This window comes from Paenibacillus polygoni, from assembly GCF_030263935.1.
Lineage (GTDB): Bacteria > Bacillota > Bacilli > Paenibacillales > Paenibacillaceae > Paenibacillus > Paenibacillus polygoni.
Genome location: NZ_CP127162.1, coordinates 4,807,074 through 4,830,262, shown reverse-complemented (window position 1 = coordinate 4,830,262; position 23,189 = coordinate 4,807,074). Strand labels below are relative to the sequence as shown.

The 23,189-nt window shown below is 41.6% G+C and carries 21 protein-coding genes; 13 read left to right on the top strand and 8 right to left on the bottom strand.

Going from position 1 to position 23,189, the window contains the following annotated elements:
• Positions 1–183: 183 nt before the first annotated feature.
• The 3 genes from QPK24_RS23060 to dnaN all read left to right on the top strand — a co-directional run bounded on the left by QPK24_RS23060 (position 184) and on the right by dnaN (position 2,621).
• Positions 184–1,014, top strand: a complete 831-nt coding sequence (locus QPK24_RS23060; RefSeq protein ID WP_285745085.1) for a hypothetical protein — start codon at positions 184–186, stop codon at positions 1,012–1,014.
• A 168-nt stretch (positions 1,015–1,182) separates the two neighbouring features.
• Positions 1,183–1,422 carry a ribbon-helix-helix domain-containing protein gene (locus QPK24_RS23055; RefSeq protein ID WP_285745083.1) on the top strand — a complete coding sequence of 80 codons (240 nt, stop codon included), beginning with the start codon at positions 1,183–1,185 and terminating at the stop codon, positions 1,420–1,422.
• A gap of 53 nt (positions 1,423–1,475) precedes the next feature.
• Positions 1,476–2,621 carry a DNA polymerase III subunit beta gene (gene dnaN / locus QPK24_RS23050; protein WP_285745081.1) on the top strand — a complete coding sequence of 382 codons (1,146 nt, stop codon included), beginning with the start codon at positions 1,476–1,478 and terminating at the stop codon, positions 2,619–2,621.
• A 99-nt stretch (positions 2,622–2,720) separates the two neighbouring features.
• Here dnaN and QPK24_RS23045 read toward each other — a convergent pair whose 3' ends face one another.
• Positions 2,721–3,638: an aldo/keto reductase gene (locus QPK24_RS23045; protein ID WP_285745078.1), complete on the bottom strand. Its 918-nt coding sequence runs from the start codon at positions 3,636–3,638 to the stop codon at positions 2,721–2,723.
• A 190-nt stretch (positions 3,639–3,828) separates the two neighbouring features.
• Between QPK24_RS23045 and QPK24_RS23040 the strand changes: the two genes are divergently transcribed.
• The 4 genes from QPK24_RS23040 to QPK24_RS23025 all read left to right on the top strand — a co-directional run bounded on the left by QPK24_RS23040 (position 3,829) and on the right by QPK24_RS23025 (position 8,409).
• On the top strand, positions 3,829–4,167 hold the full coding sequence (locus QPK24_RS23040) for a zinc ribbon domain-containing protein YjdM (RefSeq protein ID WP_160032524.1): 339 nt from the start codon (positions 3,829–3,831) through the stop codon (positions 4,165–4,167).
• 224 nt (positions 4,168–4,391) lie between these two features.
• Positions 4,392–5,408, top strand: a complete 1,017-nt coding sequence (locus QPK24_RS23035; protein WP_285745076.1) for an SDR family oxidoreductase — start codon at positions 4,392–4,394, stop codon at positions 5,406–5,408.
• 222 nt (positions 5,409–5,630) lie between these two features.
• On the top strand, positions 5,631–6,686 hold the full coding sequence (locus tag QPK24_RS23030; RefSeq protein ID WP_285745074.1) for an LLM class flavin-dependent oxidoreductase: 1,056 nt from the start codon (positions 5,631–5,633) through the stop codon (positions 6,684–6,686).
• Positions 6,687–6,843: 157 nt separating this feature from the next.
• On the top strand, positions 6,844–8,409 hold the full coding sequence (locus tag QPK24_RS23025) for a histidine kinase N-terminal 7TM domain-containing diguanylate cyclase (RefSeq protein WP_285745072.1): 1,566 nt from the start codon (positions 6,844–6,846) through the stop codon (positions 8,407–8,409).
• Positions 8,410–8,421: 12 nt separating this feature from the next.
• On the opposite strand, the gene QPK24_RS23020 is transcribed toward QPK24_RS23025, so the two are convergent.
• A complete protein-coding gene (locus tag QPK24_RS23020; protein ID WP_285745070.1) occupies positions 8,422–9,309 on the bottom strand; it encodes a diacylglycerol/lipid kinase family protein in 888 nt (295 codons plus the stop codon).
• 170 nt (positions 9,310–9,479) lie between these two features.
• Between QPK24_RS23020 and QPK24_RS23015 the strand changes: the two genes are divergently transcribed.
• Both QPK24_RS23015 and QPK24_RS23010 read left to right on the top strand, forming a co-directional pair.
• Positions 9,480–9,806, top strand: coding sequence for an ArsR/SmtB family transcription factor (locus QPK24_RS23015; RefSeq protein ID WP_160032527.1), 327 nt, complete (start codon positions 9,480–9,482; stop codon positions 9,804–9,806).
• A 116-nt stretch (positions 9,807–9,922) separates the two neighbouring features.
• Positions 9,923–11,719, top strand: coding sequence for a SulP family inorganic anion transporter (locus QPK24_RS23010; RefSeq protein WP_285745067.1), 1,797 nt, complete (start codon positions 9,923–9,925; stop codon positions 11,717–11,719).
• Positions 11,720–11,802: 83 nt separating this feature from the next.
• On the opposite strand, the gene QPK24_RS23005 is transcribed toward QPK24_RS23010, so the two are convergent.
• Positions 11,803–12,354 carry a helix-turn-helix domain-containing protein gene (locus tag QPK24_RS23005; protein WP_285745065.1) on the bottom strand — a complete coding sequence of 184 codons (552 nt, stop codon included), beginning with the start codon at positions 12,352–12,354 and terminating at the stop codon, positions 11,803–11,805.
• Positions 12,355–12,580: 226 nt separating this feature from the next.
• On the opposite strand from QPK24_RS23005, the gene QPK24_RS23000 reads away from it, so the two are divergent.
• The 3 genes from QPK24_RS23000 (at position 12,581) to QPK24_RS22990 (ending at position 14,862) form a co-directional block, all read left to right on the top strand.
• A complete protein-coding gene (locus tag QPK24_RS23000; RefSeq protein ID WP_285745063.1) occupies positions 12,581–12,973 on the top strand; it encodes a DoxX family protein in 393 nt (130 codons plus the stop codon).
• A 237-nt stretch (positions 12,974–13,210) separates the two neighbouring features.
• Positions 13,211–13,639, top strand: coding sequence for a MarR family winged helix-turn-helix transcriptional regulator (locus QPK24_RS22995; protein WP_285745061.1), 429 nt, complete (start codon positions 13,211–13,213; stop codon positions 13,637–13,639).
• Positions 13,639–14,862, top strand: coding sequence for an MFS transporter (locus QPK24_RS22990; RefSeq protein WP_285745059.1), 1,224 nt, complete (start codon positions 13,639–13,641; stop codon positions 14,860–14,862). Before QPK24_RS22995 ends, QPK24_RS22990 begins: the two co-directional genes overlap by 1 nt.
• A gap of 96 nt (positions 14,863–14,958) precedes the next feature.
• Here the strand turns inward: QPK24_RS22990 and QPK24_RS22985 are convergent, their stop codons facing one another.
• The 5 genes from QPK24_RS22985 to QPK24_RS22965 form a co-directional block, all read right to left on the bottom strand.
• On the bottom strand, positions 14,959–16,914 hold the full coding sequence (locus QPK24_RS22985) for an FtsX-like permease family protein (RefSeq protein WP_285745057.1): 1,956 nt from the start codon (positions 16,912–16,914) through the stop codon (positions 14,959–14,961).
• Positions 16,911–17,666: an ABC transporter ATP-binding protein gene (locus tag QPK24_RS22980; RefSeq protein ID WP_285745054.1), complete on the bottom strand. Its 756-nt coding sequence runs from the start codon at positions 17,664–17,666 to the stop codon at positions 16,911–16,913. Before QPK24_RS22980 ends, QPK24_RS22985 begins: the two co-directional genes overlap by 4 nt.
• 96 nt (positions 17,667–17,762) lie before the next feature.
• A complete protein-coding gene (locus QPK24_RS22975) occupies positions 17,763–18,767 on the bottom strand; it encodes a sensor histidine kinase (protein WP_285745052.1) in 1,005 nt (334 codons plus the stop codon).
• Positions 18,764–19,453: a response regulator transcription factor gene (locus tag QPK24_RS22970; RefSeq protein ID WP_285745050.1), complete on the bottom strand. Its 690-nt coding sequence runs from the start codon at positions 19,451–19,453 to the stop codon at positions 18,764–18,766. The genes QPK24_RS22975 and QPK24_RS22970 overlap by 4 nt, the downstream gene beginning before the upstream one ends.
• Positions 19,454–19,957: 504 nt before the next feature.
• The gene (locus QPK24_RS22965) at positions 19,958–21,322 is read right to left on the bottom strand and encodes a multicopper oxidase domain-containing protein (RefSeq protein WP_285745048.1); all 1,365 of its coding nucleotides are present in this window, start codon (positions 21,320–21,322) and stop codon (positions 19,958–19,960) included.
• 178 nt (positions 21,323–21,500) lie between these two features.
• Here QPK24_RS22965 and QPK24_RS22960 point away from each other — a divergent pair, with 178 nt between their 5' ends.
• Complete coding sequence (locus QPK24_RS22960; protein WP_285745047.1) at positions 21,501–23,072, top strand: leucine-rich repeat domain-containing protein; 1,572 nt, start codon at positions 21,501–21,503, stop codon at positions 23,070–23,072.
• Positions 23,073–23,189: the final 117 nt, after the last annotated feature.

Sequence of the window (23,189 nt, the reverse complement as noted above, 5' to 3'; positions counted from 1 at the left end):
TAAGGGCACCCTGCGGGGTGCTCTTATTTTTTTGTAGAATAGCAAGTGACCTTGAGAATAACGATGTCTATGCTAGAATTTCCTTATAATACATTATAAGATATGAATTGTAAGTTTTATGTTTCACATTCTCTCGTATGTTAACATATACCGATTTATTTTGAAGAAGCAAAGGGGGCGAAAATGATGATTAAAAGGGCAGCTCCTTATATCTTGTTCATTGGACTCGCCTGTGTCGTTGTGGATGGTCTTTGGATTGTGGAGCATTACGATACCTATGATACATATCCGGCAGAAGCGTTCATCTGCCTTATCCTCGGACTTTGCTTAACTTTGGCTGCTCATCTAATCATTCTGCTTGGACAGAGGCAGGTGACTCCGATTGGAGTAAATAGTAAAGCAGGGGGAGGTAAGGATCACCGAGTTTTTCTCCAGAAAGTATGGGCAGATGGTGAGAAAATAGCAAATAGAGCATTTTTAATCTTGCTTATTTTCTTTATTCTTCTTGCTATTTATGATTTTGTGTTGGCAATAAGTCTGCTGAATCCTGTTATTTTTATAGGGATGACCGGTTATTGGTTTTTGGAGATTGTGCAAGAGGAAACGGAAGACCAAATCAAGGCCGATCTTGAACCGAAAAGCCGTAGAGTTCAAGATCTTCTGAAACGAATTGATTACCGAAGACATCCCTTTAGTATACCGCTGATTCTGTTCACCCTGATTGTGTTCACTTTTTTATTATCTAAGCAGTTTGGGTTTACTTTGGGCTTAGAGACAAGCGGGAATCCCTACTATGTAATGAGTTTACCTTCTGGGACATTTATTACGGGTGGTTTCGTTTTTGCTTGTGGTTTTATTTATATTTTTCAGCATGGTGACTTCTTCGGAGTTCGCCAAGCCAAACAGAGTGATTATAAAGTAATGCGACTGCATTTTTTTGAAATCATCATATGTGGCTCTACCTTTTTGATCTGGTTACTCATTCTGGTTGTTGATTTGTTCACTAGTTACTAATCAAATAGAAGGGTCCTACGATATCATCTCAGAAAGTGAGAATGGGAGGTCTCATTTTATTTGTGTTTCTACCGTCCTTGAAAATATTGTAAATAGATCAGAGTGGTGATATGATTAAATTATATAAATGATTAAAGTTACTTAATTCAATCCTTAGGAGGGATGAATTTGACTGATGACAATATTAAAGTAGGCATCTCTAATAAAGAAGGTCAGCTAGGATTTCTTTTTACCAAAGGCGGGCTTCGTGAAGGGGCAGGACGAAAAAGTATAGGTGTAACGAAGAAGGTATCGCTGACCTTAACGGAGGAGATGTGGGAGCAGTTCGATAAACATTGTGCAGAATTAGAATTATCTAAATCAGAAGCGATACGCACGATGATGGAGCAATATTTTTCATCGAGGTGAATCCATTTCACAATACCTTTAGTTTAAAAACATAGGTTAGAGAGGCTGAGGTGATGAATGTGCTTCTGGTAGTTGAACGAGAGGAATTGTACAAAGTACTTCGGCTTATCATGAGAGCGGTATCCCAAGATACGATGCCAGGAAACTCAGGATTACATATTCAGGCTAATAAGGATCGACTTATATTTACAGCAAGCAACTCCACTTTGATCCTTGAACATACGGTTACTGGAGACCGTGATGACTACATCTGTTCTATAGAGCAGACAGGAAGCATAATCGTTCCAGCGATATACTTATACGAAATTATACGGAAGTTAGGCGCAGGGCACGTTACGTTAAAGGCGAGCGATAAATCGACTCTTATCATCTCTTCAAATAAAGCTCGTTTTCGTATAAAGGGGAAAGAATCGGCAGATTATTTTCCTTTACTGCGGCATAGTGCAGGTGACGATAAGAGCAGGTTCCTTGTATCTAACAAAGTTCTTCGATCAGCGATAAAACAAACCTTGTCAGCTACAGTAGATACATTGTCACGGCCACTCTTAACAGGTGTGCTCTTTGAGTACAAGGACAAGAAGCTGACTTTGACGGCAACAGATAGTATAAAATTAGCAACAATGACTATAGAAGTACTAGAGGTTAAGCATGATAGGGCCCAGCGAGTGGTGGTACCTAGAAAAAGTATCAAAGAACTGCTTAAAATAGTGAAAACGATGGAAGGGGAAGGTACAACAGAAATTCAAATCGACACCAATAACATTAGGTTCTTATCTGGTCAGTTAACGCTCCAATCCGTCCTTCTTCAAGGGGATTATCCTCATACGGAACATCTCATTCCTAAATTGACTGGGTCAGAGGTGACCCTCCATACCGCAAGCCTAATGCAATCGATAGAACGTGCCTCTGTACTTGCAAGCGAAAATATCATTCATTTCTCCATCATTGGTAACAAAATAAAGCTTCATTCTAATCTCTCCGGAGTAGGGGATATGAATGACGAACTCTCGGCCTCGATGAAAACCGGCATGGATTTTCAAGTTTCATTAAACAGCAAATTCGTATATGACGCCTTGCGTTACTTTGACACAGAGAATACTACCATTCGGTACGCAGGACATTTACAACCGGTTGTCTTTCAGCCCGCTGATGCAGATCAGGCTTGCTGTTGTCTTATTCCTCCGGTTCGAACTCCATAGAGGTAACAACTTTAGCAGAGTAGCAGGTTGGTTTCTAAAAATATAGCCTCTGTTCCGTAGAACAGAGGCTGGCTTATTAATCATCGTTTCATAACTATTTTATGGAAGTACATTCCCGGCTGCGCGGTAAATTTCATACCATTCCTCACGAGTCAAACGAATATCAGCTGCTTTACAGCAGTCTTTTAGACGCTCCAAATTCATGGTTCCAATGACAGGCTGCATTTGTGCAGGATGGCGAAGTAACCAGGCGATTGCCATCGTTGTATTGCTTACCGAATATCTCTCCGCAATCTGGTCAATGGCTTGATTCAGTTCAGGGAATTTATCGCTTCCAAGGAACACCCCTTCAAAGAATCCATATTGGAACGGGGACCATGGCTGAATCGTAATATCATGTAATCTGCAATAATCAAGGATACTTCCGTCTCGATTGACCGCAGCTTCATTCTCCATATTTACATTTATGCCGCTTGAAATCATGGTTGTGTTCGTGATACTAAGCTGCAGCTGATTTGCAATTAACGGCTGTTTCACATATTTCTTTAGGAGTTCAATTTGCATTGGGTTCTGGTTGGACACCCCAAAGTGACGAACTTTACCTGAACTCTCTAGAATATCGAAAGCCTCTGCTACCTCTTCTGGTTCAACAAGTGCATCTGGACGATGAAGCAGCAAGGTATCTAGATAATCGGTTTTGAGACGAGCCAAAATACGGTCAACGGAATCTAAAATATGCTCTTTGGAAAAATCAAACATGCCGTTTCGAATACCGCATTTGGATTGGAGGATGATCTTTTCTCGGATGTCATCGTTCATATGAATGGCATCTGCAAAAATTTCTTCGCATTCTCCACCGCCGTAAATATCCGCGTGATCAAAGAAGTTAGCTCCTTCTTCAAGAGCGGTTTGAACAAAATGTTCAGCTCCTGCTTTATCCAAAGAGTTTATACGCATACAGCCTACCGCTATTACGGGTACTTCAAGTGAACTGCTTCCAAGTTTCATCGTTCTCATTCATGTTCCTCCTTTTTATGTAGACAAACTATGCTCCCTATTGATTTTGACATACAACTGTTACCGTTTACAAGACTAAATCTATTTGCATATTTCTTAATATCTGAAAATTATGATATTATAGAACGGACTAAGGACCGAAAGGTCTGTCTACGACAAACAAATATCTAAGGAATTGAGGAATGAAAAGATGTCTGATTTGCCTAACTGTCCGAAATGTAATTCTGAATATACGTACGAAGATGGAACTTCACTAGTATGTCCCGAGTGTTTCCATGAGTGGAACCCTGCTGATATGGAAAGCAATGAAGATACAAGAGTAATTAAAGATTCGAATGGTAACGTGCTAAACGATGGAGATACCGTAACTGTAATTAAGGATCTGAAAGTAAAAGGAAGCTCATCTGTGATCAAGATCGGTACAAAAGTGAAAAATATCCGCCTGATTGACGGAGATCACGATATCGATTGTAAGATCGACGGATTTGGAGCGATGAAATTAAAGTCAGAGTTTGTTAAAAAGGTATAATTTATTCGATATAGAACATCGGCAGCTGAGGACGATGAGTTAATGTCCTTAGTTGCCGATGTTTTTTTAACCTCTGAAGTAATTAATTTTTTTATACATAATGTCAAGCTTAAATCAGCAAACATCCCCTTTAGTATTGGTAGAATAGCAACAAATTGTAATCGATGGGCATGCATGCTATCTTAAACTAGAATCGTCCTATTCTAATCTTCGGAGGTGCAGTAATGAGAGTGCTATTCATTGGAGGAACAGGTACCATTAGTACAGCAATTTCTAGACAGCTAATAGAACAAGGCTGTGAGTTGTACTTGCTGAACAGAGGAAACCGAAATACAGACTTACCCCAAGGGGCACATATACTAACTGCGGATATTCGTAACGAAGAAGAAGTAGCGACTTTAATTGAAGATCTTCATTTTGATGTTGTCACTGATTTTATTGCTTTTGAACCAGCTCAACTTGAGCGGGATTACCGGCTTTTTAAAGGGAAAACCAAGCAATTTATATTTATAAGTTCTGCGTCTGCCTATCAGACACCCCTATCGGATTACCGAATTACGGAAGGAACCCCGCTAGCCAATCCGTATTGGGAATATTCTCGCAACAAAATTGCCTGCGAGGACTATTTAATGAAATTATACAGAGAAGACGGGTTCCCAATTACGATTGTTAGACCTAGCCATACGTATGACGAGCGCTCTATCCCTCTTGGTGTTCATGGCAGCAAGGGAACGTGGCAGGTTGCGAAAAGAATGCTGGAAAATAAGCCGGTTTTAATTCATGGAGATGGTACCTCCTTATGGACGTTGACACATAATCGTGATTTTGCAAAGGGATTCATTGGTCTTATGGGAAATCTTCATGCTATAGGAGAGTCCGTGCATATTACCTCGGATGAATCCGTTACTTGGAATCAGATTTACGAAACAATTGCTGATGCACTCGGAGTGAAACTGAACGCTGTTCATGTCGCTTCTGAATTTCTCGATGCTTGCAGCAGTGAAGATTATCGCGGCGGCTTGCTCGGGGATAAGGCCAACACCGTTGTTTTTGATAATTCCAAGCTGAAAAGACTGGTTCCAGAATATGCAGCAACAACGAGGGTAGATCAGGGGATTAGGGAGACGGTAGATTATATTCTTGATCATCCTGAGTATCAGGTAGAAGATGAGGAGTTTGATCAGTGGTGCGATAAAATCATTTCCGTACTCCGTACCGCTCAGTCTGCGATGAAAAAATAAAAATAGATAGTCATTTCACATACAGAGTTGTTCAACCAATGGCTTGTTCAAGCAAGCTAACTTGGGATAAACAGCTCTTTTTACATTTTGCATACAATAAGAGTTCTCTATCCAATATTGGAGAAACTTCTTGCTAAAACCAAGAGAAACCCTCAATATATAGTTATTATAATAAAGTTATTTACTTACAATTTTAAGTCTAAATATATTGGAGGGGTTAGGATGGAAATTGGAATTAGTACGTTTGCAGAAACTTCTCCAGATGTGCACACAGGTGAAGTCATGAGTCACGCACAGCGTTTGCGTGAAGTAGTCGAGGAGATCGTGCTTGCAGATGAGGTAGGCCTTGATGTATATGGAGTAGGGGAGCATCATCGAAAAGATTATGCGGCTTCGAGTCCCGCTATGGTACTGGCTGCAGCAGCAGCCCAAACAAGCCATATTCGCTTAACAAGTGCAGTAACAGTGCTGTCTTCGGCTGATCCTGTACGTGTCTTTCAGGATTTTGCTACACTAGATGGGATTTCAAATGGCCGAGCAGAGATTATGGCAGGACGGGGTTCCTTTATTGAATCCTTCCCCTTGTTTGGATATGATCTGAACGATTATGATACGTTATTTGATGAAAAACTGGATCTCTTACTAAAGTTACGTGAATCCGAAAAAGTAACCTGGAGCGGTACACATCGTCCGGCAATTCAAAATCTAGGCGTATATCCGCGTCCGGTGCAAGATCCGCTGCCAATATGGATTGGAAGCGGCGGCAATCAGGAGTCCGTCATTCGTGCCGGTCTACTTGGTTTACCGCTGGTACTTGCGATCATTGGGGGCAGACCGACTCAGTTTGCGCCGCTCGTTCAGTTATATAAAAAAGCAGCAACCCATGCTGGTCATGATGCTTCCAAGCTGGCGGTTGCCTCTCATTCTCATGGTTTTGTAGGTGATGATTTAGAGTCTGCAGTAGATACCTTCTTCCTGCCGACGCAGCAGAGCATGAACGTGATTGGCAAGGAACGTGGCTGGCCTTCTTATACTCGTTCGAGTTATGATGCCGCTCGTAGTCTCGAAGGAGCACTATATGTAGGTGATCCGCAGACAGTGGCAGAGAAGATCATTTATCTACGCAAAAATGTGGGCATCACCCGGTTTATGCTGCATGTTCCTCTTGGTACGATGCCGCACGCGGACGTAATGCGGGCGATCGAACTGCTGGGCACCAAAGTAGCCCCTATGGTCCGTACAGAGATTGCAAAATGGGAAGCTGCAGGCGGTATCTAAGCTTCTAACCTATAAAAAACCTCGATTCTCCTGTAACAGAGAGGATTTCGAGGTTTTTTGATTTGTCGATTTTTGTAATTTTCTGCTGTTTTTATGGAAGTTTCTGCTATATAATAAGGCATCAAGATTTAAAATCGGAGCTGGTGAAGATGGGAATATGAGTATGACAGAAGCGTTGCTTGCACCTATTATTATTATTCTATTTGGAGGGACACTCAGTCTCTGTTTATGCATTTACGGTACGCTGACATTTAGGAATTCTCCGGGAGGTCGTTATTACATTGTATTATCTCTGTTAGCCTCCCTTTTTTCATTTGCGTATATTTTTGAACTGGTGAGTACCTCTATAGAGCGGATTATGTTCTGGATTAGAATTGAGTATATACCACTGGTGCTGATTCCGGTTTTTACTTTACTCATGTGTGTAGAATACGTGGGAGTTCAGCTAAGACGGTCTATTTTCTACAGTCTATTTCTGATTCCTGCGATCACTCTATTGCTTCAAGCGACAAACGACTTTCACCATCTGTACTACACATCAATGAAACTCCGCAGCGATCGTCCTTTTCCTATGGTGGATTTAGAATATGGGTTATGGTTTGGTGTGCATACGGCTTTCTTATACGGCTGCATGATTGCAAGTATTACTATACTATTCCGAGGCCTTCGCAGTGCACACAGTTCCAAGTTCCGGTCTCAAATTCTCGTAATGGTCACCGGGCTGATCGTTCCACTAATTGGCGGATTTCTTTATTTGATGGAGCTGAGTCCGTATGGATTGGACTTAGGGCCGGTTTTCACAAGTATTTCTTATGTATTTCATGGTATTGCACTCTTGCGCTACCAAATGTTTGATGTCATCCCTATTGCAAGACATATTGTATTTAAGAATATGGGAGATGGAATTGTGGTGCTTAACGAAAAAGAAAGGGTCGTTGATTATAATCAGGCTATGCTGGATATCGTACCTGCACTTCATAAGAAAGCGATCGGAAAGCAGATTAGTGAAGCGTTTAGCGGTTATCCTGAGCTGATTGCGATTATTGAGGCAGGAAGAGAGCAAGATCAGCAGTTTTTACATCATGGAGAGACACGTTATTATCATATCCATTTTGCACCCATTCGAAATAAACGTAAGGAAAGAGTCGGAACCATTGTTTCTTTTGCCAATATTACAGAAAGAGTGGTTATGGAGGAAAAGTTAAAAGAACTTGCCGATACCGACAGTTTAACGGGAATGCTCAATAAAAGGGCACTGATGCGTGAATCGGAGGACTATTTGAACAAGCTCAGTCAATCAGGAGGATCTTTCTCCATGATTATGTTTGATGTTGATTATTTTAAACAAGTGAATGATAAAATTGGACACGAAGCAGGTGATATTGTTCTCACCCATGTAGCAGAAGCAGTGAAAATCAATATACAGCCGGTACATATTGCAGGCAGGTATGGCGGCGATGAATTCATATTATGTCTGCCGGACACTTCGCTGACCGAGGCATATAAAGTCGCTGATTCCATAAGAGCTCATGTTGCTGACAAGTGTATGCTTGTGAATGGCAAGGAGGTCCGGGTCACCTCCAGTTTTGGAGTGTCGCATGTCCATATACAGCAGGGTGAAACCCTTCCTCTAATTACACTTATGAGACAGGCGGATGAGGCTCTCTATATGGCGAAGGAAAAAGGGCGGAACTGTGTCCACCCTTACAGCAAGGCTTCATAACAGCATAATTAACTACTCTTCCGGCACAATAACCTGAATATGAGAAGGCAGAATGCGGAGTTCGAGCGGAAGAGGAGGACCATCCTCGCCATCGACGTTGGTGTGCAGCTGCGCTGATGAAGTTACTTGAACCTCTTTGGCGGTAAAATAGACGACATCTTTATGTTCTTTCAGGCTTCCAAATAACAAAGATGTACCTACGGTAATCGTACTAAATACGTTAATATCTTTTATGATAAAACAGTGGAGCAGACCGTCATCAACAGATGCCTCAGGCACCATTTTTTCAAAGCCGCCTACGGAGTTCGTGAGTGCAACGACAAATAATAGGGACTCACCGCTCCAAGTCTCCCCATCATGCGTAATGGTAAGAGGGTGTGATGATGTTTTTATTAATTCTTTGAATCCTTCTTTCAAATAAGCAAAAGCACCAAGCTTCGTCTTCTCCTCAGAAGATACGGAAGATAAGGATTCCGCTAATGAACCTGCTGCAACGACATTGGCGAACAAGCGGTCATTCATTTTTCCAATATCTACAGTTTTGACGAGAGACGATGTGAGGGTCTGAATGGCCTTTTCCGGATTAAGGGGAATGTTCAGCGCGCGGGCGAAATCGTTAACTGTACCGAGAGGAACTACACCGAGTGTAGGGCGGTGTTCTTGGTCTATGAGTCCATTAATCGTCTCGTGAAGGGTGCCGTCACCACCAATAGAGATCACAAGATCAACATATTCCTTGCAGGCCTGCAGACAGAATTTGGTTGCATCGAGTGGTTTAGCAGTCTCACTTACACGGACTTCATATCCCTTGTTACGCAAAATATCTTCCACTTGGCGGACGTACTCCAGTGCCTCTTCTTTTCCGGAAGAAGGATTGATAATAATCATGGCTTGCTTCATAATCCATGGTCTCCTCTATTGTAAGGTTATTTATAATTCAGTATCTTTTATCCATTACCCAGCAGATAAGGTCACTGAATAGTCAACTTTTGACTAGAGGTTTCAGCACAGCAGGTCCTGTGCTATGATAACAATATATTTTCAGGAACAATCCAAGGAGTTAACTACCTATGAATAATGAAGTCCAACAATTTAAAGCTGAATTTTTCAAGGCGCTGGCTCATCCTATGCGTATCCGAATACTTGAGGTACTCAGCGAAGGAGAAAAAACAGTTAACGAGATTCAGACGATTCTTGGATCCGAAGGTTCTGCCGTTTCTCAGCAGCTTGCCGTACTTCGCTCTAAAAATGTGGTGTCTAGTGTGAAAGAAGGAACTTCCGTGATCTACTCCCTTCGAGATCCTCTTATTAAGGAACTGCTGGCTGTAGCCAAACAAATTTTTGATAAACAATTAGTCAGTGCGATTTCCATGCTCGAAGATATGCGTAAAAATTAACAAGACGCGAAAGTGAGCGTGTTGTGATTTTTGACGTTGATTTTTTTGGCATGGCGTCGTATTATACTTCATATATTCAAATAATCAAATATTTAAAGAAAAGAAGGTTATCGTATATGACAGGATGGGGCCGATTCAAAGGCTATAATATGGCTTCTTTGCGTAAGGATATCGTGTCAGGTACAATCGTTGGAATTATTGCCATTCCTCTAGGGATGGCTTTTGCTATTGCATCCGGTGTGAAACCGGAGTACGGAATTTATACGACGATTATTGCCGGGATTCTGATCTCCTTGTTTGGTGGGTCAAAGTTTCAGATTGGCGGCCCGACGGGCGCCTTTATCCCGATTCTTTTTGCGATTGGGATGCAGTATGGATATGAAAACCTGCTTATTGCAGGGATGATGGCGGGTGTCTTGTTGGTACTGATGGGCGTATTTAAGCTTGGAGTACTTATTAAGTTTATTCCAAGACCGGTTACCATCGGGTTCACAGCAGGGATTGCGGTTATTATTTTTACAGGTCAGATTGGGAATTTTCTAGGTCTCACCGGGATGGAGCGTCACGAAGCTTTTATCGACAATATGAAAGAGATTGGTGCTCACATCTCTACTATAAATATATATAGTATCATCACAGCTGTCGTCTCTTTGGTGGCTATTTTAGTGCTGAAAAAATATGCTCCTAAAGTGCCTGGATCCCTAGTGGGTCTAGTCCTGGCAACTGTGGTAGCAAGTCTGTTCTTTAAAGGCGAAGTAGCTACCATTGGTTCTGCGTATGGGGCTATTCCGAGTGAACTTCCTAAGTTTCAGTTCCCTCATATTACTTGGGAACGAATAACACAGCTCATACAGCCTGCTTTTGTGATTGCGATGCTCGGAGCCATTGAGTCCTTGCTATCTGCGGTCGTTGCTGATGGAATGACGGGAGAAAAGCATGACAGTAACAGAGAACTTATCGGTCAAGGCATTGCGAATATTGCTGCTCCGATGTTTGGCGGGATTGCCGCAACCGGAGCGATCGCAAGAACAGCTACCAATATTAAAAGCGGTGCCGTATCCCCGATGTCAGGGATCATTCACGGGATCGTTGTATTCTTAATCCTTTTACTATTTGCACCTTACGCTTCAAACATTCCTCTAGCAGCTATGGCGCCTGTGTTGATGGTGGTTGCGTGGAATATGAGTGAGCGAAAAGAGTTTGCTCGTTTGTTCAAGACAAAGACGGGAGATTCCATCGTGCTTGTCATTACCTTTTTGCTTACCGTGTTTACGGATTTAACGCTTGCGGTTGAGGTAGGTCTTGTGCTCGCCGCTATTCTGTTTGTGAAGCAAATGGGAGATACGCATAACGTATCTAAAGTACTCCCTGATCCAGAGACCGTCAAAGTAAAACCTCATATGGTGAGCGAACATCATGATTGCCCGCAAATTGGAATTTACACGATGGAAGGGCCGTTATTTTTTGGTGCAGCTTACCGGTTTGATGACACGATTCCTTTATCCGCGGCAGAAAAGAATAAAGTGATTTTGCTTCGAATGGGGAAAGTTCCTTTTATGGATACAACAGCTGAACTCATGTTAGAAACACTTGTCGAAAAGGTGCATTCTGCAGGAGGCAAGCTGCTCATTTCGGGTATTCAGTCACAGCCGTTATCCTTATTACAGCGGACTGGATTATACCAGAAGATCGGAGAATCTCATTTCTATGATCATACCGGAGAAGCGATTAATGAGGCCTTGACCCGCATTCAGCATGGTACATGCTATGGCTGTCAGCATGCCGCTTTCCGTGAGTGCAGTGTGCTCTGCAGCAAGCAAATGGAAGATGGACAAGACATAAAAGACTCCCTTCTTCAATTAAGAAAAATAAAGCATAGCCCAGCTGCTCATCTCAGCACAGGGGCTGAATAGATAATAGCAAAGCCTGCTCTGACCTATGTCAGTGCAGGCTTTTTTTGTAATTGTGTCGTTTCACTCCTGGATTGTATGGCTGGCTAAAGCACAGTCCAATCTTTGGGTTCGTCTGTATATACCGAGATCATGATGAGTGCTGTTTCCTCACCAATATTTTTTACTTTGTGCGGAGTACAGGCATTCCAGCTAAAGGAATCACCTTCCGTTAGTACTATTTCATCTTCTCCTTGTTCAGCTAAGATTGTTCCCTTCATGACAAGATGAACTTCTTCCCCTTCGTGAGCGTGCGGCTCCTCTCCGGTAGAAGATCCAGGCGGCATTTCAACAATCATCATACGGCCGTGCTTGGTGGTGGCAAGATGAGATACTTTCAGCTCATCAGGCCCGCTTGAGGTCTGCTTTCGATCTTCCTTGCGAATAATCTGCATCTGTTCTTCTTTCTTCAGCAGTAAATAAGCTAAAGGAACCCCCAGTGCCCCAGCAATATGTTCAAGTGTAGCAATAGAGGGAGAGGTCTTGTTCGTCTCCACCTGACTCATGAAACCTTGAGATAAACCTGTCATTTCACATATTTGAGCAATGGTAATGTTTTTGCGTTTACGTATAGAACGAATGGTAGAGCCAATATCCAAGGGTTATTCATCCTTTCATCCCAACCTTATCATTCCTTATAGTTTATCACTTTGTGGGGAGAATCGCACAGTTTTGGGATCATTAAGCAGGTTAAAATATTAGAAATACAAATATAAAATATATATTAACTATATTTTTGTTGACATGAACACAAGTGCCATGTAATTATGTATATAAATAAAAGTTCTGTATTACTAATATATTGAGACGTATTTAGGGGGAAGTATGATGAAAATGAATATAGTGACTACGATTATGAGAGTTGTGTTCGGTATTTTATTTCTTGCACATGGGATGGACAAGTTCAACACAGGGCTTGGCAATGTAGCTGGATGGTTTGAGAGTATCCATATTCCTGGATTTATGGCTTATATCGTGGGGCCTGTCGAACTTATCGGAGGAATTCTGCTGATCCTCGGTTTGTTTACACGTTATGTGTCCGCTATCTTGTTCATTATTCTGCTTGGAGCCGTACTAACTACTAAGCTCTCTATGGGGCTGCTTAATGGGTACGAGCTTGATCTCTCGTTCATGCTCATTGCTCTGTATCTTGTATTTGCAGAAGTAACACGCTGGTCACTTGATCATTTGATTTTCAAAAAAGCGAAAACGAACTAATCTGTCATTGGCAGAACAAAAAGCAATCACCCTGGTAAGGAAGCCAGAGGGAGGTTGCTTTTTTCGTCTTAACTTACGAGCTGGGCGGCATCTTCACAAATAGAACGAATAATGAAACATCCTGAAAAAAAGCGGGAGTTTTACAAAAGTTTTCAGAAAAAAACTTTACATATGTAAGAATTATCACTATACTTAAGAAAGTAGTTACCTAGAGTAACTAAATTTCGGAGGTTTAAAATGGAGGACCATAGAACTTTTTTTCATAAATACTTTTTGCTTTATCGTCCCTTTGTCAGTGAGCTGAATCGTATTCTTGCGAATTATGAGCTTCACAACGCCCAGTGGTCTATCATGTATTACCTTGATATGTACCAGACTAGTTTTTCGCTCGTGGAGCTATCCAAACATTTATATGTGGAGAAACCAACGATTACAAGAACGGTAATGACGCTTCTGCGTCTTGGATATGTGGAGCAAGTTCCGGTCAGTGACAAGCGGGAGAAAAGGATCCAGTTATCGGAGAAGGGCAAGGAAACAGCATCGCAAATCCGTCTTCTGCTGGATGAGTATGAGAAGAGCATTATGGAGGGAGTAACGCCTGAGGAACAGAATTTGGTCATTCAGGTGATGGATCAAGTCCGAAACAAAATTATTGAAAAAAGGTGATGGAGTTGGAAACTGCAGATACAAGAGAACGATTATGGACAAAAGACTTCCTCATCGTTTTTGGTGTGAACTTCTTATTGTTTTTATGTTTTTATTTGCTTGTCGTTATTATTCCTTCCTATGCGATCGATGAGTTTCATGTCAGTGATGGCATCGCAGCGTTAGGATCTAGTATTTTTGTTATCGGCGCTCTTATTGGTCGTATTGCAGCGGGAAGATTGATGGAGAATGTAGGTCGTAGACGTATGTTATTTATAGGACTTATTTTCTTTACCATCCTTAGCTTGTGTTACTTCTTTATCAGCAGTATAACTACCTTGCTTGTTATTCGTTTCTTTCATGGTTTAGCGTTTGCTTTGGCTTCGACAGCCACAGGTACCATCTCTGCTAGTCTTATACCACACAGCAGAAGAGGGGAAGGGACAGGCTATTACGGGGTAAGTATTATCGTTGCTTCTGCAATCGGGCCCTTCCTCGGTGTATTGATCAGTAATAACAGCTCAGTCACAGGAAACTTTGTATTATGTGCTGTACTTGCTGTATTCTCACTGCTGGCCGGCTTATTCTTGAACGTGCCTAAACTTACGCTGACTGCAGAACAAAAGAGTGAAATGAAAGGCTTTAAAATCTCTAATTTCTTCGAGCCTAAGGCAATACCTATTGCGATCACAATTCTGTTTATGGGGCTTGCCTATTCTAGCATTCTTTCTTACTTAAAACTGTATGCTGGACAGATCAATCTTACAGAAGTCGTCAGTTTCTTCTTCATCGTATATGCGGTTGTTGTTATTCTGACAAGACCGTTCACAGGCAAATGGTTTGATAAACATGGCGTTAACTTTGTAATGTATCCGGCTATTATCTGTTTTATTATTGCTATGATCATGCTTAGTCAGGTTCATTCAGGACTCATCCTCTTACTGTCTGCGGTATTTGTAGGTCTTGGATATGGTACAACCCAGGCAAGTGCACAGGCATATGCAGTGAAAAAATCACCTGTACACCGTATGGGGCTGGCTACCTCTACCTTTTATATCTTCTTAGATCTTGGAATCGGCGTAGGTCCGTTCTTACTTGGGTTCCTGACTCCATTCATTGGATATAGAGGGATGTACATGGTGATGGCAGGACTGCTTGTGATCTCATTCTTCGTGTACTACGTAATGGTAGGCAGAAAAGAGAAGGCAGAAGCGCAGGACCATACACTAAAAGTGCTTAATTAGAATAAAATACAGAAGGCCGCAAACCCATGAATAACAGGGCTTGCGGCCTTTTTTTCAAGTGTACAGATGCAGAAGGGCTAAATGGGGAAAGACTCTCTATAATGACTCTTTAATTACTTTTTTATAATACAGTACAGACAGAATGCCAAAGATGGAATAAAGAACGGTATACACCACCATAACCAGAATCATAGGTGTGAGCATTTCTGTTCCGAAGAAGAACCAGCCTGATTTTACCGCAAAATAGCTGTGACACAGTCCTACCATCAGCGGAATCCCAAAGTTAAATAGCTGCTTATACTGAATGCCGCGAAGCAGATTGCCTTGTGTGAACCCGAGTTTCCGTAAAATCGTATAGTTTTGTCGTTCTTCCTCACTTTCGTCCATTTGTTTAAAGTATAGGATACATCCGGAAGTAATTAGGAATGTAAGTCCCAAGAATCCGACAATAAACATGATCAGACCCATATTTTCGATCTGTGCCAGCTTCATATCCAGCTGAGATAACCCCAGATGAGAGGAACTTTGGGAGTCAAACCCTTGTGCATGAAAAATATCATTAGCAGCAGAGAGCTTGGAACGATCGGTGATATCGATGCCATAATATGCAGAATTATATTCACTCTGGTACTCCGAATCATACTCTTCGCGGAATTCTTCATATACACTGTCATCAACGATGGCAGTAGGCATTCCGCCGCTGTAATAATAACTGAGCAGAGATTCTTCGTTCATGCCAGTGAGCTGCAATGTCTGTGATTTTGTTGGTCCAAGAAGGGTTACTTCACCTTTATCTTTCAGCGTCATAAATGAGCTGATTGCGCCGGTATAACCTGCGAATTGGACTTCCCCCGGTTTTACATCTATGCTGCCCGCCTGTGATTTTGAAATGACAGGAATGACAAAGCTGTCTTTTAAACTACTAGAAATTGTATTGTCGCCAATCAAAATATGTGAAATATCAAATTTCAGCATAACCGGCTCTCTAAACGTTTCTTTATATGCAATTTGCTGGTTCGTAAGCTCTGTTAGAAATTTATCCTTCGTTTCTACTGTAGAAAATGAAAAGTCATTAGGAACACTGTTCTTAGCTGTTGAATCTGCTGAGTAATATGAAATATAGCTAAGTGACAGAAGACCGATCGCAAGCGCCGACACGGTAGTGATAATCGTGAGTAATAGCGCATTTGACTTCATCCGGAACATAATGGACGACAGAGAAAGCACTTCACTTATCGATAAGTAGCCTTTACGATGTTTACGAATCAGATTAAAAATAAAGCTTACCGATCCTTTATAGAACAGATAGGTTCCGATAATGACACTTGCCAGAATAAAAAGCATCCCGATCATCAGCTGATTCATCTCGGTAAATTTACCTCCGAAGAGCTGAGAGGATACATAATAGCCAATGATAATGAGAGCTAAGCCGAGCAGTCCCATAATGATTTCCCATACAGACATCTTCTGTACACGCTGCTGTGTAGAAGAAGTAACACGAAATAGGGAGAGAATACTCTGGCGCTTAATAAACAGGTAGTTCATGACCATGATAAGCAGATAGATCGCTGCGAACACCATAATCGTTTGAGAAAGTGCCTCTGTAGAAAAACGCAGTTTTGCAATTTCATCGACTTGGAGGATTTTGAACAGAATCATCAGCACCAAGCGGGAAACCGCAAATCCAGACGCAATACCGACGACCATGGAGCCAAAATAAAGAATGAGATTCTCAGCACTGAGGATTTGAAATATCTTTCCTTTCGTGAGACCAATCAGCTGAAATAATCCGATTTCTTTACTGCGCCGTTTAATAAAGATCGTATTTGCATACAGCAAGAATATAGCAACAATAGCGACAAGTAGGACAGAGGCAGCACCGATTGCAGCGCCTCCTTTTACTGACCCGGCTGCCTCATCCATCGCAGGATCGTACTGAAGCGTAACAAATGAAAAGTATAGGGCTACGCTAAAAATAAGAGCAAAGACATATAAATAATAATTTTTAATATTTTTCTTTAAGTTGCGAAAGATCAGGTAGTTAAGGTTCACTCTTGAACACCGCCCAGCACGCCTTGTGTTTTAATAATGTCATTAAAGAAAGATTGTCTTGATTCTTCCCCTTTATTAAGCTGAGTATAGATCTGGCCGTCCTTGATAAAGACAACTCGGCTGCAGTAACTGGCTGCTACCGGATCATGCGTCACCATAATAATTGTCGCTTGGTGTTTCTCATTCATGTCGCTCAGTTTATTGAGCAGATCCGAAGCGGACTTGGAATCGAGAGCGCCCGTTGGTTCATCAGCAAAAATAATACTCGGATCATGGATAAAGGCCCTTGCTGCAGAGGTGCGCTGCTTTTGGCCGCCTGAAATTTCGCTCGGATATTTATCCTTCAGCTCATAGATTCCAAGCTCAGAAGCAATGTTCTGAAACTTTTCGTTCGCTTCTTTTTTGGATACATTCTTGATGGACAGCGGCAGCAGTACGTTTTCCCGAACTGTCAGTGTGTCCAGTAAGTTATACTCCTGAAAAATAAAGCCCAGATGATGTTTGCGGAACTCTGCCAGCTGTTTTTCCTTCATCGCTGTAAAGTCTTTGCCCTCAATCTGAATCGTTCCTTGGCTTACCCGGTCAATGGATGAAAGGACGTTCAGCAGGGTTGTTTTACCCGAACCCGAAGCTCCCATAATGCTTACGAATTCCCCTTTATTAACTCGAAGGTCTATGCCTTTGAGGACTTCTTGTTTGTTGAATTTATTCCCGTATGTTTTATGAATTTTACTTGCTTCAAGTATGATCAATTCACTCACTCCTTTGTTATGTATCTATCATAATAAAAGCAGTGCCGGCTTTCCTTCGATTTAACGAACAATATACAAAAGCATGTGACGATGTTGTCACATGCCCGTAATACGAACAAATTCATTTTTTCTGGGGAAGGTCAAAGTAAAAGTCGTACCTTCTCCAAGTACAGAAGAAACGTTCATACAAATATGTAAGGAATCCGCCACTTGTTTTGCCAAATATAAGCCCATTCCCGTAGAGGCGCTGTCTTCATGATGCGTTGTGGAAGTAAATCCTCGCTCATAAATACGAGGCAGGTCTTTTGGATCAATTCCTCTGCCTGCATCTTGGATTGTGAGTACAACATGATCATCTAGGCGTGAACTCTCAATAAGAATATCGGAGGATGCACTGTATTTTACTGCATTGGTAATCAGCTGTCTTAGGATAAAGCCAAGCCATTTGGCATCGGTCAGTACACTCGTTTCTGTCAGAGAAACATCAAAACCGATTCCTTTTTGAATACACCAGGATTTCAAGGCCCGAATTTCTTGGTAGATGATAGGCTCCAGTTCAGAAACTTCAATATAGAGATCATTTTGAATAAAAGGAATTCGCTTCTGGTGCAGCTGCTGGTCGAGCAGGTGATGAATTCGCAGCCACTCATACATCAGTTGTCTTTGCAGGGTCTCATCGGGAAGCCGGTCGATCATCAGTTGCATTGCCGTCAGCGGTGTTTTTACTTCATGGATCCAGGAGAGCAGCTCGTCCTTTTCCTGTTCAAGGAGCATATAGTGATGAGAAGTTTCGCGTTTGTAACGTTCGGTCTGTAAAGTGACAGCGTCCAGAACAATCTGCTCAAAAGGACTGTCCGCACTACGTAATTCAGCTAGATCATAAGTGTGGTCCCAATTCTTCATATTTGCATAGAATTTCGTCTCTTTCGTGTATCTCAGCACCACAAAGCAGGTGCACAGGAGAGTGAGAAGAAGAACAATGTAGAGCATGGACATAAACGGAATTGTATTATCGATATAGGAAATAAACAGAATGATTAGCTGTATAGACAATAAAAGAAGAAGCCAAGTTCTGCGTTCTTTAAGAAAGGTCCAGATCATACGCTGACCTCTTCCGTAGCGATATATCCTTGTCCCACTTTTGTCTCAATATAGATACCCAGGCCAATCGTTTCAAGTTTCTTACGCAGCCGATTCACGTTTACCGTCAGGGTATTATCGCTGACAAAGTGTTCATGATCCCATAAGTTTTGGATGAGTTTTTCTCTGCTGACAATCTGGTTTTTATGCTCGGTTAAAATTTTGAGAATGAACATTTCATTTTTAGTAAGGTCGATCGATCCTTGCTCATTAGAGATTGTATTTTTGACGTACTCGATGGTGGCTCCGCGCCAGGTCCGCAGTTCAATGCGCTCAGTATTATAATTATAAACCCGCCGCAGGGTAGCCTGTATTTTGGCGATCAGCACATCAAAGTGAAACGGCTTCTGTACAAAATCATCGGCACCGAGCTGCATGGACATAACCATATCGGTTGGGTGATCCCTGGAGGAGAGAAAAATAATCGGCACATTCGAGTGTGACCGAATAATCCGGCACCAGTGAAAACCATCAAATTTCGGAAGCTGGATATCAATGATGACAAGGTCTGGTTTTATTGCTGTAAACTCTTGAAATACCTGATCAAAATCCTGTATTCCATATACATGATATGACCACTGAGCAAGTCGTTCCTTGATTTCATTAAAAAGGGTTGCATCATCTTCAATAAGTAATATTTTAAACAAAGAGTGTCACCGCGCTTTCTGACAAGTTAAATCTCCTAGGGCAAGTGTAACCGAAAAAGCCTCTTCCTTTAAAGAGAGTGATGTAATTTCACCGGAAGTAAGGTGGAGAAGGGCGGCTGGGCTGTATGTTTAAGAGAACGGAATATGCGGTTATATATAAAGAAGATAAGTTACTAAAAATCTATCTTTGAAAAGAGGGATTTCGATGGTAAAATGGCTGAAAAATACAGATCCGAATGAGAATGAAGAAGATAAGGCAATCCGCGATGATGAGCCAGATGCATTCGAACCGGAAAGCATATAAGTCAGTAAAATACGTAAATAGAATCAATTTCATAACTCATTAAAACGATACATTTGAAACTATATATAGACAAATAGAACCATTTTGATCTATATATACTCCTGACTAAAGCAACGAAAGGTACTATGAAATTGATTCAATAGAACAAGTAAATAAAATAATCGCCTGCTCCCACATGTTGATGAGCAGGCGATTTTTAGTTATTCCACAATCACACTTGCCTCCATACTAGGATGCGTAGCACAGTAATAAGGGAAAGTTCCTTTTTCCTGAAAAGTATAGGAGTACTGCTTGCCAGGTTCAATATGACGAGAATCAAATTGATCATCTATTGAAGTCACGGTGTGAAACATAGGATCGTTGTTTATCCAAGTGACAGTGGTCCCTTGCTTTACTTTGAGTTCGGGAATGGAGTAACGCATATCGCTTATAACAACGATATTTCCCTCTCTGATTTCTTCAGGAAGGGTAGCTGTATGCTGATGATGGTTTGTCCCTTGCGGTGTTTTCCCATCCTTAGTGACTTGGACCATCGTATGCATCCCGCCCGGGTAAATGCCATTGTTCGTATTGTCGGTAATGTTATGGCTATGGAAAGGATAGGAGCCATCTTGATCGAAGGTAATAAGCAGATCGTATCGTTCTCCAGGCCCAACATTAACGGTGTCTTTCATCAGCGGCGAAGCCAGCGGTCTTCCATCGGAAGCAATCACTTCAAAATGAAATCCATGCAGATGCATAGCGTGAGCTTGATACCCTGTATTAATGAGGCGTACGAGCACCTTGTCTCCGAGTTTTCCATCTATCATGGTTGCTGGGTCTTTCTCTGTATCCGGATAGGCCTTCCCATTGATGGTGAAGTAGGTGGGATGGAAGGTGGTTCGATCATACTTCTTACCTTCTTCCACAGCTTTGTGCCACACAGGGTCAATCTCGTTCAGCATAAAAGTATACTCTTTCGTAAAGCCAGGACCGCTCGTCCAAGCTGCTTTTGCTCCATCTTTTGCTTGTACAATAAATGCACCTGTCATGCCCATCTGCAAGTGTTCTACCGTATCAACATGACAGTGATAGAAATAAGTCCCCGCATGTGTAGCCTGAAATTGATAGGAGAAGCTTTCTCCTACGAGCAAATCTTTTGAGGTATGAGGAACACCATCATTCGCCTGATCCGTATCTAATCCATGAAAATGAATGGTATGGCCTACCCTCTTTATTCCTTTCTTGGCAGTGCCGATATTAGTAAGAGTAACTTCTACTTGATCACCTTCGTTAACCGTCAAGGCAGGGGCAGGATAAGTTGCCGATCCTTTCTCATTTTTCTCACTATAACCCCATACATAAACGGAAGTACCGTCCGGCAGTGCAAGAGTGCCATCTGTAGCATAGAGATGAAATTGTTTAACAGCAGGTATTTCATTCTTTTGCTCAGGGTCTGCGGCAGTAGAAGAAGGAATCGCCTGGGCAGGCTCATGAAATAAAGGGCTCATCACAGGAAGAAGCAACAGGGCTAATAGCAGGGAAACAGAACATATATATAGAAATTTATTGAATATTTTTCTCATAATGTATTCCTTTCATCTAGATCTGGGTAAAGGGTAGAGGGATGTTTGAAACATAGGTTCTCTACTTTTCGTCTTATTATTAAATTATGGCTTAAACATAAGGATATTAGTCTCCTATATAGGAATTCGAATACGTATAAGAGTAGAAAGTACAGTTATAAAGGGGAGGATACCGGGAATGAAGAGAGCAATAACCATTGTACTTGCGTTTTTAATTACGATGGGCTGGGGAGGACAGGGCGCATATCTATATGCTGCGGAGCGAGGTCTAGTAACAGACCCTTACTTGGACAATGGTCTCAAGATGATCCTAAATAAAGCACAAGATGAGGAACTTACAGTAAGTGATTTGGAAAAATTAACGGTGATTGACCTTCCTTCTGCGGGAATCCGAAGTCTTTCCGGGCTGGAACATGCGGTTCACCTCACACATCTGCGGATTCCATATAACCAGGTCGAGGATTTGTCACCGCTTAAAGAGATTACAACCCTGCGGGAAATCGATGTTACGAATAACTATGTCAGTTCCATAGAGTCGCTTGAGAAAAACACACAGATGGAACGACTTATTGTAAGCAATAATGCCATTACATCACTCGGTGTGACACGTAACTTTCCAAGGTTGCATACTCTTTATGCTGGAGGGAACCAGATCACAAGTCTAGATGGTCTGTCAGGAGCAGCATCCTTACGTGCGCTAGACATCAATTTTAACAAAATTGAAAGTCTAGAACCTTTAGTAAACATGACATCATTAAAGGAACTGCTGGCTTCCGCTAACCTAATCAAAGATATATCCGTTCTTACCAAGCTTGAAAATTTGCAAAATCTCGATCTTAATCAGAACCAGATAACAAATGCAACCTACATAAATGAATTACCTAGATCCCTTGTCAGTCTGAAGCTTGCACATAATCCTTTGTCCAATATAGACGAGCTGCAAAATATGAGTCATCTTGTGAATCTTGAGATTCTAGATCTGTCAGGCTTACAGCTAGACAGCCTTGCTCCTATTCAAGATCTACAGCAGCTTACGGACCTAAGTGCCTCTGATAATCAGATAACTAGCCTAGAACCACTGGAGAATTTAAAATTACTAACGAATATCGATGTGTCCAAGAATCTAATTTTTAATCTTGAACCGTTACAGCGTTTGCGCCATATACAGAGTTTAAATCTATCCAGTAATCTAGTTTGGGATCTGAAGCCGATCCAGAATCATCAGTTTACCTATATACGGCAAGAATCCTCAGGAGAACCTCCTTATTACGGGCTTAATCTAAAAGATAATTATCTTGATCTAACTTATGGATCAGATACTTGGAGTTTGTTCACTGAGCTTGGAGGGAACCCAGAAGACGTGACTCCGCAGGGGAAATACCAGCGACTTCAGGAAGGATCAAAAACAGCTTATATGGGGGATGGGGCTTATTCACTTCAAGTTGCTCCTTTTCTTGAGAAAGGACGTATTTATGTGCCCCTTCGTTTTATATCTGAGCAGCTTGGAGCCGATGTTACATGGGATCAAAAGAAGAAAGAGATAACCATTCAGAAGAATGATACCTTCATCCAGTGGACTGCTCATAATAGACAAGTGAAGGTAAATGGCAAGATTACACTCTATGATGCGCCGCTAATGTTAAAGGATGGAGTGACCTGTATTCCCCTCCGATTTGTATCGGAAAAGCTGGGAACGAAAATCGGCTATATAAACAACTCAAAAACAACCCTTATCTTTACGGATAAGTAAGCTTAAGCCCCCGGCTATGTTTGGGGGTTCTTTGCTTTTTTTACCGATAGATCAGGAGAAAAATGTTAATTTTATAAAAGTGAGAATTAAATCACTGCTAAACAGAAAAGTATGATA